Source organism: Kitasatospora sp. NBC_01560 (assembly GCF_045208415.1).
Lineage (GTDB): Bacteria > Actinomycetota > Actinomycetes > Streptomycetales > Streptomycetaceae > Kitasatospora.
On the sequence record NZ_CP109364.1, the window covers coordinates 6837369 to 6850996 of the forward strand.

Genomic DNA, 13628 nt, shown 5'->3' on the forward strand with positions numbered 1-13628 from the left:
CCGCAGTCCGAGGATGAAGGAGAGCAGGACCATGGGACAGGTGCAGGCCACCACCGAGCGGGTCTACGACGCCGCCCCCGAGCGGGTGTACGAGACGCTGGCCGACTACCAGGTGACCCGCCCCAAGCTGCTGCCCGCGCAGTACAGCGAGTACGAGGTCCGGGTCGGCGGCACCGGTGCCGGCACCCAGGTGCACTGGAAGCTCCAGGCCACCGAGAAGCGGATCCGGGACTGCCTGTTCACCGTCTCGGCGCCGACGCCGGACCAGCTGGTGGAGAAGGACGCCAACTCCAGCATGGTGATCACCTGGACGGTCTCGGCGGTCGGCGAGGGCCGGTCGAAGGTGACCGTCTCGGCCACCTGGCAGGGTGCGGGCGGCATCGGCGGCTTCTTCGAGCGGACCTTCGCCCCGAAGGGCCTGAACCGGATCCACGACCAGGTGCTGGCCAACCTGGCGGCCGAGGTCCGCTGACGTCGGCCGACGTCCACCGGCTTCACCGGCTTCACCGGTCTCCGGCCGGTCTCCGGCCGGTCTCCGGCCGGTCTCGGCCGGGGCCGGCCGGAGCCCCCGGCGCCGGCCGCCACCGCTGCGGCCGCCGCCCGGGTCGGGCACGGATTCGATCGGCCCGTCCACCTGTACGACCACCAAGCCGTACGGGTGGACGGCCGCCACCTGAGGGTGACGGCAGGCCCCGGGCACGGCGGAGCCACCCTAGGCTCGCCGCCGTGCATATGACGATCCTTCACATTTCGCAACCCGTCGACGGCGGAGTCGCCCGCGTCGTCGTCGACCTGGTCCGCGGCCAGCGCGAGGCCGGCCACCGGGTGCTGGTCGCCTGTCCGCGCGGCGGCCGGCTGGCCGACGAGGCCGCCGCGGTCGGCGCGCTCGTCCAGGACTGGCCCGCCCGGCGTTCGCCCGGCCCGGCCACCGCGGCCGAGGCCTGGAGACTGCGCCGGATCGTCCGGGCCGCCGCGCCCGACATGGTCCATCTGCACAGCGCCAAGGCCGGGTTGGCGGGCCGACTGGCCATCCGGGGCGCCGTGCCGACCGTCTTCCAGCCGCACGCCTGGTCGTTCGCCGCCGTCGACGGCACCCTCGCCGCGGCCACCCTGCACTGGGAGCGGTACGCGACCCGCTGGGCGCACCGGCTGCTCTGCGTGAGCGTCCAGGAGCGGGCCGACGGGGTGGCGGCCGGCCTGCACGCCGACTGGGCGGTGGTGCCCAACGGCGTCGACGTCCGGCACTACGCGCCGGCCGAGCGGCGGGCGGCCCGGATCGCGCTGGGGCTGGATCTGGACGCGCCGTTGGCGGTCTGTGTGGGCCGGCTCTGCCGGCAGAAGGGCCAGGACGTACTGCTCGCCGCCTGGCCCGAGGTGCTGCGCCGGGTGCCGCAGGCCCGGCTGGCGCTGGTCGGCGGCGGTCCGGACGAGACCCGGCTGGCCGATGCCGTCCGGGAGTCCGCCGAGCCGTCCCGGGTCCGGCTGGCGGGGGACGTGCCGGATCCCCGGTCGTGGCTGGCCGCGGCCGATCTGGTGGTGCTGCCCTCGCGCTGGGAGGGCATGGCGCTGGCCCCGCTGGAGGCGATGGCGGCGGGCCGTCCGGTGCTGCTGACCGATGTGCCCGGGGCCCGTGAGTGCCTGCCGCCGGCCGAGCGGAAGCACGCCGTGGTGCCGCCCGAGGATCCCGCCGCGCTCGCCACCCGAATGGCCGAAGCGCTGTCCGATCCGATCGAGTGCGAGCGACGCGGCCTGCGCCTGCGCGAGCACGCCGCGGCCCGCCATGACGTGCGATCGGTGGTCGAACAGGTGGACGCGCTCTACCGGGACCTTCTGGGTGCCGGTCCGGCCGCCGGGCGCCGCCGCGCCCGTGTCCCACAGCGAATCTGATCGTTTCACATGCCGTGAATGCCGGTCGCTCTGGCGCTGTCGTATTCGCACCCTCAGCCGGTTGCGGATGAGGTTTGAAATCAGAAATACCTATTAATGGGCGGCTGGAATGAAATGGCAAGTCAGCTTCCGGCATTCCAGCCCGCGTTCGGTAATGTCTGATTTTGCCTGCGCCGTTTCGATTTCACGCCGGGAATTCGCGAGAGAACCGAGTGCTGTTGGCGGCGGCAGGTGCTGTCAGGACCGAGCCCACCGGGCCGGGACGGCCGCTCCGGGCCAGCCGCTGCCGGGGCGCCGTCAACCCGGGCACACAGCAGGGGAGTTCGTGCGCTGATGACCATTGACCACGAAAGTGTGCCACGACCCGGACGGCCCCTGTCCGGCCCGCGCCGGCCCGCCACCGGACGGCCCCTGTCCGGCCCGCGCCGGCCCGCCACCGGGCTGCTCGACCGCCCGGCCCGCGCCGCGCAGACCCGCAGCGCCCTGCCCGCCCGCCGCCACCGCCGGCCCGTCCGGTCCCGGCTCGCCCTGCCGGCCGGCCTGGCCGCCGTCGACGCCCTCGCGCTGTGCACCGCCACCGGGATCGCCAACCGCGCCCTCGACCCCGCGGTCCGGGTCGAACCGCTGCTCGGCGTGGCCGCCCTGCTGCCGCTGCTGCTCGTGCTCAACCTGGCCGCCGGCCTCTACCGCACCCGGCTCACTCTCTCCGTCCTCGACGAACTCCCCGCGCTGGCCGTCCGCGCCGTCGTCGCCACCGCCTTCGCCGTCACCCTGGCCGGCTGCCTCGACGGCCGCTGGCCCGACTGCGGCCCCGCCACCCCGGCCCGCCTGACCGCGCTGCTCGGCGCCCAGCTGCTGCTCGCCGTCTGCGGCCGGGCCCTGCTCTACCAGCTGGTCCGGCGGATCCGCCGCAGCCGCCCGAGCCCCGTCCTGGTGCTCGGCGCGGGCCGGCTCGGCCGCAAGGTCGCCGCCGCCCTCGCCGAGCGCGGCGAGTACGGGATGCGCCCGGTCGGCTTCCTCGACGCCGACCCGCCGCTGCTGGCCGGCGACACCGACCTGCCGGTGCTCGGCGGCCGCGAGGTGCTCGAACGCGAGATCCGCCGCCACCGGATCCACCACGTGGTCGCCACCGCCGGCGCCGCCGACGAGGCCGAGACCGCCGCCGCCCTGCGCGACGCCGCCCGGCTCGGCTGCCAGGTCTGGCTGGTGCCCGCGCTGCGCGAGTACGGCTCGCTGGAGACGGGCCGCTTCACCGGTGGCGACCACCTCTGGGGCTTCCCCTGCCTGCGGGTCGGCCGTCCGGCCGTCCGCCGCTCCGGCTGGGCCGCCAAGCGCACCCTGGACGTCACCGCGGCCGGCCTCGGGCTGCTCGCGCTCGCCCCCGTCCTCGCCCTCTGCGCGCTCGCCGTCCGCTTCGACACCGGCCCCGGCGTGCTCTTCCGCCAGCAGCGCACCGGGCTCGACGGCCGGGTCTTCACCGTCCTCAAGTTCCGCACCCTGCGCCCCAGCAACGAGCACGAGTCGGCGACCCGCTGGAACATCTCCCAGGACCACCGAATGGGCGCCGTCGGCAAACTGATGCGCCGCAGCTCGCTCGACGAGCTGCCGCAGCTGTGGAACGTCCTGCGCGGCGACATGAGCCTGGTCGGCCCGCGCCCCGAGCGCCCCTACTTCGTCATGCGGTTCGGCCAGGCCTACCCCGAGTACGCGGACCGCCACCGCGTCCCCGTCGGCCTCACCGGCCTCGCCCAGGTCAACGGCCTGCGCGGGGACACCTCCATCGAGGACCGGGCCCGCTTCGACAACCGCTACATCGAGAGCTGGAGCTTCTGGCAGGACGTCAAGATCCTGTGCCGGACAGCGGCCCTGATGCTCCACCCGGACGGGAGCTGACCCGGCGTGGCCCTCACCCTCACCGCCGTCCCGCAACCCGCCCGGGCCTTAGGCCGGGCGTGGACGGCCCTGCTGGAGCGGCCCAGCCTGCTCGCCGCGGCCACCGTCCTGCTGGTCTGCGTCCCCACCGGCGAGAAGGACGTCACCGCCGCCGTCCACGTGACCGCGGCCGACCTCGCCTCGCTCGCCCTCGTCGCGCTCACCACCGTCCACCTGCTGCGCGGCCGGACCCCGGCGATCGGCCGGACGGCCGCCGTCCGGTTCGGCGCGATCGTGGTCGCCGCCGCCGTCGCCACCATCGGCTCGATCGACCCGGCCACCAGCCTCACCGGATTCGTCCGGCTCACCCAGGTCTTCGTCCTGGTGCCCGCCGCCGTCCTCTGCTCGCTGCGCGACCGCACCGACCAGCGGCTGGTCCTCGGCTCCTTCGTCGCCGCCGCCCTCGTCCAGGGCGTGGTCGGCGCCCACCAGTACCTCACCGGGACGGGCGCCTCCTACACCGGCCGGCCGATCCGGGCCGTCGGCACCTTCGGCGCGCTGGACATCATGGCGATGTCCACCGTGGTCAGCTACGGCCTGCTCGCCGCCCTGGCCCTCGCACTCGGCGAGCGCGGGGCCGGCGACCCGCGGCTGCGCCGCGCGATGTACGCGGCCGCCGCCTTCCTCGCCTTCCCGCTCGCCGTCTCCTTCAGCCGGGGCAGCTGGATCGCCACCGGCGCCGCCGCCGTCGTCCTGCTGCTGCGCGCCGACGCCCGGCTCGCCGTCCGCAGCGCCGTCCTGGCCCTGGCCGCCGCCGTCGTCCTGATCGGCGGCCTCGGCCTCGGCGCCTCCGGCGTCACCGCGCGGATCAGCTCCATCGGCTCGGTCTCCGCCGCGCCCGACCAGTCCGTCTCGGACCGCTACGACCTCTGGGCCACCGCCGAGCGGATCTGGCAGGACCACCCGGTCAGCGGCGCCGGCCCCAAGGCCTTCCAGCAACTGCGCGACAGCCGCGCCCCGTTGCGGCTCTCCTCGGGCAGCGACGCCGCCGACTCCACCATCGGCTTCCAGCGCGAGCCGCTGCTCTCCCCGCACAACATGTACTTCCTGGTGCTCAGCGAGCAGGGCCTGATCGGCATCGTCGCCTACGCCGCCCTCTTCCTGGGCCTGCTGCTCGGCTGCCTCCGCCGCGCCACCGGGCGCGGCGACGGCCCCGCCCTGGCCGCCCTGGCCCTGCTGGTCTGGGTCCTGGTCGACTTCCTCTACGCGGACATCGGCGGCACCACCACCGTGCTGACCTCCGTCGTGCTCGGGCTGGCCGCCCGCGCCGTGCGCGGCACCGACCCGGAGGCCGCCCGATGACCACCGAACCGCCGGCCGCGCTCACCCCCGCCCGGCCCGCGCCGCTGCCCGCCCCCCGCTCCGCCCCCGCCGCCGAGCCGCCGGCCGGCCCCCGGCGCGGCTTCCTCGTCAAGGCCTTCGGCGTCACCGCCGTGCTCAGCGCCGCAGGCTCGGCCCTCGGCCTGCTCCGCGACCTGCTGCTGGCCCGCTACTTCGGCGCCAACCAGGGCACCGACGCCTTCCTCGTCGCCTGGACCGTCCCGGAGACCGCCGCACCGCTGCTGATCGAGGACGCCATGTCCTTCCTCATGGTGCCAGCCTTCGCCCTGGCCCTGGTGCTGCGCGAGGAGCGCCCGGACGGCCCCGACCCCGTCCGCCAGCTGGTCCGCGCCACCCTGCCCTGGCTGCTGCTCGTCCTCACCGCGCTCTCGCTGGGCGCGGCGCTCGGCGCCGACCGGCTCGTCGACCTGCTCGCCCCCGGCCTCGCCGACCCCGGCCTCGCCGTCACCTGCACCCGGATCACGGCCTTCACCGTGCTGCCCTTCGGCGTGGCCGGCTACCTCGCCGCCGCCCTCCGGGCCCACCACGGCTTCACCGCCCCGGCCGGCATCTACGTCGCCTACAACCTCGGCATCCTCGCCGTCCTGCTCGGCTGCCACGCCGTCTGGGGCGTCCGTTCCGCCGCGCTCGGCGTCGCGCTGGGCAGCCTGCTGATGGCCGGTCTGCTGATCGGCCCGTTCCTGCGCCGGCTGCGCACCGGCCGCCCGGCCCCGCGCCGCCCGGCCGCCGCCGGGCCCGGGGCGAACGGCCAGGCCCTGGTGCTGATCCCGCTCGCCCTGCTCCCGGTCGCCGCGTTCACACTGACCCGGCAGGCGCAGGTCTTCATCGAGCGCTTCCTCGGCTCCGCCCTGCCGCCCGGCACCATCTCGCACCTCAACTACGCCGCCAAGGTCTCCCAACTGGCCATGACGGCGGCCATCCTGATCTGCACGGTGACCTTCCCGCTGGTCGCCCGGGCGCTCGCCGCGGGGGATCTCACCGCCGCCCGCGACCGGGTCGAGAAGGACCTTGGCCAGGCCGCCGCCGTCGTCCTGCTCGGCACCGCCTTCCTGCTCGCCTGCGCGCCCCCGGTCGTCGCCCTGCTCTTCCAGCGCGGCGCCTTCGGCCCGCAGGACGCCGCCGCCACCGCCGCCGTCATCCGGGTCTACAGCTTCGGCCTGCCCGCCCAGGCCCTGATCGGCGTGATGATCCGCCCGTACTTCTCGCTCCGCCCGGTGGTCCGCCGCGCCGGCGACCCGCGCACCGACGACGGCGGCCGCCGGCTGCTCGACTGGTACCCGGCCGCCGCCATGGTGCTCGGCCTCGTCGTCACCGTCACCGTCGGCCTGCTCGCCACCCCCCGCTTCGGCGCCCTCGGACTGGCCGCCGGCAACGCGGCCGGCATCACCACCACCGCCGTGCTGCTGCTGCGCGGCCTCGTCCTGCGCGGCATCGCGCTGCGCCTGCGCCTGGTCCTCGGCGGCCACGCCCGGCTGCTGGCCGCGGCCGCCGGCGCGGCCGTGCTCGGCACCCCCGCGGCCGGACTTCCCGCCGACCCCCTGCTCTCGACGCTGCTCGGGGGCGTCACCGTGGCGCTGGCCTTCGCCGCCCTCGGCACCGGTCTCGGTGCCCGCGAGGTGCGCGGCCCTGTCCTCGCCGCCGTCCGGGCCCTGTACCCGCCACCTGTTGCCGATGAAGGGAAGCCTCCCCATGGACGTTGAACGGGGTTCCGTCCGTTCGGTCCTTTCGGGCGTACGCCGCTCCGTCGCGCCGACGGCAGCCGGCCCGCGCGCCGGGACGCCGCACGCCGGTGCCGGCCGCCCCCCGGCACGCCTGCCCGGGAGCCGCCGCCCCACCGCCGTCCCGCCCGACCAGCAGACCTCCTCGCCGTGGATCCTGATGTACCACTCGGTGGCCGTCGAGAAGGAAGACCCGTACCAGCTGACGGTCAGCCCCGAGCGGTTCGCCGAGCAGATTGCCTGGCTGCACCGGCGCGGCCGGCGCGGAGTCTCGGTCCGCGAGCTGATGCGGGCCCGGGCCGCCGGCAAGGACGACCGGCTGGTCGGCCTCAGCTTCGACGACGGCTACGCCGACTTCGCCCGGTACGCCGTGCCGATCCTCCAGGCGTACGGCTTCACCGCCACCGCCTACGTCGTCGCCGACCTGCTCGGCCGGGCCAACGAATGGGACGCGGAGGGGCCGCGCAAGAAGCTGCTCACCGTCCAGGAGGTCACCGAACTCGCCGCCGCCGGCTGGGAGATCGGCTCGCACGGCCTCGGCCACCAGTCCCTCCCCGGCCTGCCCGCCGACGTCCTCGCCGTCCAGACCCGGGAGAGCCGCCGGGCCCTGGAGGACGTCGTCGGCGGCCCGGTCACCGGCTTCTGCTACCCGTACGGCGCCGTCGACCTGCCCGCCACCCTCGCCGTCCGGGACGCCGGCTACGACTACGCCTGCGCCATCGCGCACTCCCCGCTGACCGGCCGCTACGCGCTGCCGCGCTGCTACGTCGGCGACCGCGACGGCGCCTGGCGGCTGCGCGCCAAGCGCGGCCGGCACCGGCTCCGCGACACCGTCACCGGGCTGCGCCGCAGCCGCCTCGCCGCCCGCCGGGAGAACGGCCGGTGAGGGTCCTGCACATCGTCACCGGCCTGGCCTCCGGCGGCGCCGAGCGCCAGCTCCAGCTGCTGCTGCGGCACCTGCCCGCGCACCAGCGGTGCGAGGTGGTCGCGCTGACCAACCCCGGCACGGTGGCCGACGCCCTGCGCGCCGAGGGCGTCACCGTCCACCACCTCGCCATGCGCGGCAACCGGGACGTCGGTGCGCTGCCCCGGCTGGTCCGGCTGATCCGGGCCGGCCGGTACGACGTGGTGCACACCCACCTCTACCGGGCCGGCCTCTACGGGCGGCTGGCCGCGCGGCTCGCCGGGGTCCGGGCCGTGGTGGCCACCGAGCACTCGCTGCACGCCGGGGTGATCGAGGGCCGCCCCGTCACCCGCGGCGTCAAGGGCCTCTACCTGGCCGCCGAACGCCTCGGCACGACCACCGTCGCGGTCTCCCGGCAGGTCGCCCAGACCCTGCACGCCTGGGGCGTGCCGCCGGCCCGGGTCGAGCTGATCCCCAACGGCATCGACACCGTCCGCTACCACCTGCCGGACGCCGACCGGGCCGCCACCCGGGCCCGGCTGCGCGCCGAGCTCGGCCTGCCGGCGGACGCCTGGGTGGTCGGCGGGGTCGGGCGGCTCGTCCCCGGCAAGCGGTTCGACGTCCTGCTGGAGGCGGTGGCCGGGCTGGACCGCGCCGCCCGGCTGGTGCTGGTCGGCGAGGGCCCCGAACGCGCCGCCCTGGAGCACCGGGCCGCCGCACTGGGCCTCGGCGACCGGCTGGTGCTCACCGGCGAACGCGACGACGTGCCCGAACTCCTCACCGTCCTGGACGTGCTGGCCGCCCCCTCGACCGCGGAGACCTTCGGCCTCGGCGTGCTGGAGGGCCTCGCCGCCGGCCTGCCCGTCCGGCACAGCGCCTGCCCGGCGCTGGACGAACTGCCGCCCACCGCGGCCCCGCAGGCCCGCCGGATCCCCTCCGACGCCGCCGCCTACACCGCCGCGCTGCGCGAGCTGCGCCACCTCAACGACCACAGCACCGACCCGCTGCCCCGGCCCCCGGCCGTCGGCCACTACGACATCGCTCGGGTGGCCGCCGACCTCGGCGCCCTCTACGACCGTCTGGCCCCCGCTTGAGCCGCCGTCCCGGCGGCCCTCCCAGCCGGGCCCGCTCAGCCAAGGAGTACCCCATGACCGAACCGCGCCGAAGCGCCCGCAGCCTGGCCCGCCGCTGGTGGCCGGTGGTGCTCGCGGTGCCGCTGGGCGCCGCCGGCGGCGCCGGGTACGCCGCGGTGGCCCACCCGTCGTACGCCGCCAACTCCTACGTGATCGTGGTGCCGCAGAACCCGGGCGAGAGCGCCGTCGCGATCAACTTCGCGCAGGCCTACGGCCGGCTGGCCGGCCAGCCGCAGGTGCTCGCGGCGGCCGCCGCCGAAACCGGCGAGAGCCGTACCCGGCTGGAGGCCCTGGTGCACGGCACCACCTCCCCGGACGCCCCGATGATCGAGATCACCGGCACCGGCGGCCGGCCGCAGGACGCCGTCCGGGCCGCCGACGCGGTGGCCCGTTCGCTGGTGGCCTTCGCCAACGCCAGCAGCAAGGAGACCGGCGTCCGGCTGGTGCCGCTGGCCCCCGCCGCCGAGCCGGAGAAGCCGACCACCCCGTCCGCCCAGCTGGACGTCGCGGTCGGCGGCGCGGCCGGTGTGCTGATCGGCGCGCTGGTGATGATGACCCGCCGCCGGGGCGGGGCCGGCCCGGCGCCGGCCGCTGCCGCCGGGCCCGCGCCCGTCACCCCGCGCCCGCGCACCGAGGACGCCGCGGTCCGCGAGGAGAGCCCCGTCCGGGAGGAGAGCCCGGTCACGGAGGCGGCGGCCCCGGCGGTGAGGGCCGGGGACGAGAAGGCCCCGGCCGGCCGCGCGGCGCAGGCGGCACCCGCGGGGAAGGCCGGTCGGGGCGCCGGCCAGGAGAAGAGTGCCGCCGGGAGCGGTCGATGAGCACCGAGGCCGCCCGGGCCACCGGCTTCCCCGCCCAGGCCGGCGCGCCGCGCTGGACGGCGGAGCTGCACCGGGAGGACGACGCCCTGGACGCCGTCGCCGACGAGTGGGACGACCTGGTCACCCGCTGCCGGACGGCCACCTTCTTCCAGGCCGCGGTCTGGCAGTGCTCCTGGTGGCGCCAGTACGGGCGTCCGGGCGAGCTCCTGGTGGTGCTGGTCCGCCGGGACGGCCGGCTGGTCGGCGCGGGGGCGTTCCGGCGCCGCGGCGGCCCGTTCGGCGGCCTGACCGGCCTCGGTGACGGACTGATCGACTTCACCGACATCCTGCTCGACGACTCCTGCGCCGACCGGGCCGCCGCCGAGTTCGCCGCCGCGCTCCCGCTGACCCGCCCCTGGCACAGCCTGGAGCTGCGCGAGGTGCATCCCGAGGCGGCCGTGCAGCGGGTGTACGCGCAGTGGCGCGGCCGCCGCAGCCGGTTCGCCGACTCGCTCTGCCAGTACCTGCCGGCCGTCCCGATGGAGCAGCTGCTCAAGCGGGTGCCCGGGAGGACGGCGCAGCGCAGCCGGGTGAAGCTGCGCAAGATCGCGGAGGTCGGGGTCGAGGTCCGCCCGACCCCGCCGGAGGAGGTGCCCGAGGCCCTGGACGGCCTGCTGCGGCTGCACTTCCTGCAGTGGCAGGAGCGCGGCGTCACCCCGGAGCACCGTACCGAGCGGTTCGCCCGGCACCTGGCCGAGTCCACCACCGGCCTGGTCGCGACCGGCCGGGCCGCCGTCCACCAGTACTGGCTGAACGGCGAGCTGGTCGCGGTGAACCTGCTGCTGCTCTGCCCCTCCTTCGGCGGCCTCTACCTGTACGGCGCCCACCCGGAGCTGCGCGAGCGGCTCGACATCGCGGGGCTGCTGTTCGGGGCGGCGCTGGACGAGACGGTCGGCGCGGGCATTCCGGTGCTCAGCCTGCTGCGCGGCCAGGAGCCGTACAAGCAGCGCTGGCGGCCGGACGTGCTGCCGAACCAGCGGCTGCTGCTGGGCCCGCGCGGACCGGCCCCGGCCGCTGCCGCCCGGGCCGCGACGGTACGGGCCCGCAGGGCCGCGGTGCACGTGCTGAACACCCGCCTGCCCAGGCTCAAGGAGGCGCTGGCGGCCCGCCGCCGCAGCTGAACCCCCACCGGTGTGCCGGGGCGGGCGCCCGGCCCGCCCGCACCCGGTTCAGCGCCGGGCCGGAGCACCGCCCGCCGACGGGCTCGGTGACGGGCCCGCCGAGCCGGTGGCCGAGGCGGACGCGGCGGCGGTCGGCGGGACGGAAGGGGAGGCGGCCGGGGTGCCCGGGGTCGTGGCCGGCGGGGTCGTGGCCGGCGGGGTGATCGCGGGGGCGGGTGCCGGCGCCGCCGGCACCGCCGTGGCCGGGGCTCCCCCGGACCCGGCCATCAGCTGCTTGAACCGGGCACTGGAGCGCGGGTTCTGCCCGCACTGCCAGAAGCCGTGCGGGCAGTAGTCGGTCACGGTCTGGTAGCTGGTGTCGTGGGTGCGCATCCACTCCACCATCCGCTGGACGAACTCCGGGTTGTCCCCGTTCCGGAACAGCCCCCACTCCGGGTACGACACCGGCTTTCCGCGCTTGGCCGCGAACTCCACCTGGTCCTGCAGCCCGTACGGCTCGCGCACGTAGTCGTCGAAGGTGGCGCCGGCCGGCTGGTCGTAGCTGTCCATGCCGATGATGTCGACCACGTCGTCACCCGGGTAGCACTTGGTCCACGGGATGGCGTCCACCCCCCGGTTGGGCGTGAAGTCGAAGCGGAACCGCTGCCCGGGCACCGACCGCATCACCGAGACGATCCGCCGCCAGTACGCCTTCCAGGCCGTCGGATCGGGCTTGCAGCGGTGCGTGTAGGTGACGCCGTTCATCTCCCAGCCGAGGGTGAGCACGGTGTCCGCCCCGCCCAGTGCGACCAGCCGGCGGGCGAGCTTGAGGAAGTGCCCGTCGAAGTCCCCGCGCGCGCCCTGGCCGAGCAGCCGGGCCACCTCGGCGTCCGGCACGGCGGCCTCGTTGGGCACCAGCATCGGCACGCCGAGGATGAGCATCCGGGACGGGTCGGCGAGCCGCCACTGCGACCACAGGCCGAGGACCACCGGGTCGCCCTCGATGTCGGCCCAGCCGTTTCCGGCCAGATAGGTGTGGCCGACCTGCAGGTTGGCGTTGTTCAGCCACTGCGCGTACCGGCCGAGCTGGGGGATGTAGTTGTCCCAGGAGCCGACGAAGGCGCCGAACGGCGGCTCGTGCTTCGGCCGCTGGACGGTCGGCCGGGGAGCGGCTCCGCGCGGCTGGATGCCGTCGGAGGAGAGGGCGTGCCGTTCGGTCCGGCTGAGCGGCGTCCCGGTGGGGGCGCCGGCGGTGGCCAGCAGCAGCAGGGCGGCGGCGGCCAGCGTCAGGCGGCCGATTCGCATGGTCTCTCCTCCGGGCTTCGCGGAACGGGGCCGGGCGGACGGACCGTGGTGCCCCGTTCGCAGACAGTAGGCCCCGCGGGCGTCGGAAAAGCCGAATGTCACCCTAAAGTGGGCAATATTCGAACGCCGTCTGCCGCAACGTGCCGTGTATCACCTCTGTAACAGTCCGAACGGCCTCGGGAGCCGTACTCCGCGGGGGTGCCCGGACGGCCGCCGGGCCCGACGGCGCAGGTCGGCGGGCGGGTCGGGGCGGGCGGCACGATTCGGCCGTCCTCCGTTCCGTCCTTCGGACGCACGGCCGGGTCCGGCTGACTCCGGTGGGTGCTGAAAGGTACGCTCCGCCCGTGTCCTGGAAGCCGCTGCGTGTACTCACCCCCCGATCGATCCTCCCTGCCCTGGCGGTGCTGCTGGTCCTTGTGGCGGGCGCGGCCGCGCACGCCAACAAGCCGGTGCCGTTCGGGGACCGGGTGGCCGCGCCGGGCGGAGCGGGCGCCAGCCCGGTCAACGCGCAGTCGCTGAGCGCCGCCGAGCTGGAGCTCAAGGTGGGCCCCGGCCTGGAGGCGTACAACCGCGCGACCGGTGAGCACGCGTGGTCCTACCGCCGCGAGGGCGCCACCGCGCTCTACCTGTCGATGGCCGGCGAGAGCGCCGTGGTGGTGTGGGACGACGGCCTGGTCACCTCCGTCCGCCCGGGCGACCACGAGGTGCGCTGGCACCGCGCCGTGCCCGGCCTGGCCGACTGGTTGCAGGCCGACGGCGAGCCGGGCGCCGACAAGCGCACCGACGAGCAGCGCAAGCAGCTGGCGACGGAGCGCGCCGCCGCGGCCCTGCACACCGTCCAGCAGAGCGCGCCGTGGGTGGCGGTGGTCACCCCCGAGCTGACCATGGGCTTCCGCGACGCCGACGGTGATCTGCGCTACAACTCCAAGCCCGCCGGCAACTGCACGTACGACCCGATGCGCACGGTCGGCACCGAGTACGCGGTGCTCGTCCCGCGCACCTGCACCAACAGCACCGGCCAGGCGGTCTCCGGCGGCATCACCGGCTACCGGCTGGACAGCACCGGCTGGGCGCTGAACGCGGGCCCGGCGGTCGGGCTGAAGGTGCTGGACGGCCGACGGGTGCTGATCTCGGACGGGCCGATCGTCGGCCCGAAGGTCTTCGACACCAAGGCGGCCGCCCCCGAGTCGGCCTGCGGCACTCCGGCCGAGACCTTCGCCGCCGTGCGCCCGCAGGGCACCTGCGCGGCCTCCGACGGCACGGCTCCGGACGGCGCCGCCCAGCCGTAGCGCCGGGCCGGGGCACCCGGCCGCGCGAGGTCCGCCCGCTCGCGGCCGGCCGTGAGCGGTCCCGGCCGGTGCCCGTCGGCGGTCGTCCCTCCGGGCCTCCTCGCGGGGCCCGGTAGACTTGCCGCCATGGCTGTTCTCTCCGGGCACTAGCGGGCGAGCGGC

General features: G+C 76.1%; 11 protein-coding genes. 10 read left to right on the top strand and 1 reads right to left on the bottom strand.

Going from position 1 to position 13628, the window contains the following annotated elements; genetic code table 11:
* The first annotated feature begins 31 nt into the window (after nt 1-31).
* From OH807_RS29620 to OH807_RS29660, 9 genes are all read left to right on the top strand, one after another.
* Nucleotides 32-472, top strand: a complete 441-nt coding sequence (locus OH807_RS29620; protein ID WP_406204836.1) for an SRPBCC family protein — start codon at nt 32-34, stop codon at nt 470-472.
* A gap of 260 nt (nt 473-732) precedes the next feature.
* A complete protein-coding gene (locus tag OH807_RS29625; RefSeq protein ID WP_406204839.1) occupies nt 733-1887 on the top strand; it encodes a glycosyltransferase in 1155 nt (384 codons plus the stop codon).
* A 354-nt stretch (nt 1888-2241) separates the two neighbouring features.
* The gene (locus OH807_RS29630; protein ID WP_406204842.1) at nt 2242-3780 is read left to right on the top strand and encodes an exopolysaccharide biosynthesis polyprenyl glycosylphosphotransferase; all 1539 of its coding nucleotides are present in this window, start codon (nt 2242-2244) and stop codon (nt 3778-3780) included.
* Between the two features lie 6 nt (nt 3781-3786).
* Nucleotides 3787-5121: an O-antigen ligase family protein gene (locus tag OH807_RS29635; RefSeq protein ID WP_406204845.1), complete on the top strand. Its 1335-nt coding sequence runs from the start codon at nt 3787-3789 to the stop codon at nt 5119-5121.
* Nucleotides 5118-6860 carry a lipid II flippase MurJ gene (locus OH807_RS29640; protein WP_406204847.1) on the top strand — a complete coding sequence of 581 codons (1743 nt, stop codon included), beginning with the start codon at nt 5118-5120 and terminating at the stop codon, nt 6858-6860. The genes OH807_RS29635 and OH807_RS29640 overlap by 4 nt, the downstream gene beginning before the upstream one ends.
* Nucleotides 6850-7764: a polysaccharide deacetylase family protein gene (locus OH807_RS29645; protein WP_406204850.1), complete on the top strand. Its 915-nt coding sequence runs from the start codon at nt 6850-6852 to the stop codon at nt 7762-7764. Before OH807_RS29640 ends, OH807_RS29645 begins: the two co-directional genes overlap by 11 nt.
* Nucleotides 7761-8876 carry a glycosyltransferase gene (locus tag OH807_RS29650; RefSeq protein WP_406204852.1) on the top strand — a complete coding sequence of 372 codons (1116 nt, stop codon included), beginning with the start codon at nt 7761-7763 and terminating at the stop codon, nt 8874-8876. The genes OH807_RS29645 and OH807_RS29650 overlap by 4 nt, the downstream gene beginning before the upstream one ends.
* 53 nt (nt 8877-8929) lie before the next feature.
* Nucleotides 8930-9733 carry a hypothetical protein gene (locus tag OH807_RS29655; protein ID WP_406204855.1) on the top strand — a complete coding sequence of 268 codons (804 nt, stop codon included), beginning with the start codon at nt 8930-8932 and terminating at the stop codon, nt 9731-9733.
* The gene (locus tag OH807_RS29660) at nt 9730-10893 is read left to right on the top strand and encodes a GNAT family N-acetyltransferase (RefSeq protein ID WP_406204858.1); all 1164 of its coding nucleotides are present in this window, start codon (nt 9730-9732) and stop codon (nt 10891-10893) included. The genes OH807_RS29655 and OH807_RS29660 overlap by 4 nt, the downstream gene beginning before the upstream one ends.
* Nucleotides 10894-10941: 48 nt before the next feature.
* Here OH807_RS29660 and OH807_RS29665 read toward each other — a convergent pair whose 3' ends face one another.
* Nucleotides 10942-12177, bottom strand: coding sequence for a glycoside hydrolase family 26 protein (locus OH807_RS29665; RefSeq protein ID WP_406204861.1), 1236 nt, complete (start codon nt 12175-12177; stop codon nt 10942-10944).
* Nucleotides 12178-12521: 344 nt separating this feature from the next.
* Here OH807_RS29665 and OH807_RS29670 point away from each other — a divergent pair, with 344 nt between their 5' ends.
* The gene (locus OH807_RS29670; protein ID WP_406204864.1) at nt 12522-13466 is read left to right on the top strand and encodes a hypothetical protein; all 945 of its coding nucleotides are present in this window, start codon (nt 12522-12524) and stop codon (nt 13464-13466) included.
* The last annotated feature ends 162 nt before the right edge of the window (nt 13467-13628 follow it).

What these genes read in the sequence shown, in the direction of transcription:
- OH807_RS29645 (WP_406204850.1), top strand. Translation starts at nt 6,850, where the DNA reads ATGGACGTTGAACGGGGTTCCGTCCGTTCGGTCCTTTCGGGCGTACGC.
- OH807_RS29620 (WP_406204836.1), top strand. Translation starts at nt 32, where the DNA reads ATGGGACAGGTGCAGGCCACCACCGAGCGGGTCTACGACGCCGCCCCC.
- OH807_RS29660 (WP_406204858.1), top strand. Translation starts at nt 9,730, where the DNA reads ATGAGCACCGAGGCCGCCCGGGCCACCGGCTTCCCCGCCCAGGCCGGC.
- OH807_RS29665 (WP_406204861.1), bottom strand. Translation starts at nt 12,177, where the DNA reads ATGCGAATCGGCCGCCTGACGCTGGCCGCCGCCGCCCTGCTGCTGCTG.
- OH807_RS29655 (WP_406204855.1), top strand. Translation starts at nt 8,930, where the DNA reads ATGACCGAACCGCGCCGAAGCGCCCGCAGCCTGGCCCGCCGCTGGTGG.
- OH807_RS29640 (WP_406204847.1), top strand. Translation starts at nt 5,118, where the DNA reads ATGACCACCGAACCGCCGGCCGCGCTCACCCCCGCCCGGCCCGCGCCG.
- OH807_RS29625 (WP_406204839.1), top strand. Translation starts at nt 733, where the DNA reads ATGACGATCCTTCACATTTCGCAACCCGTCGACGGCGGAGTCGCCCGC.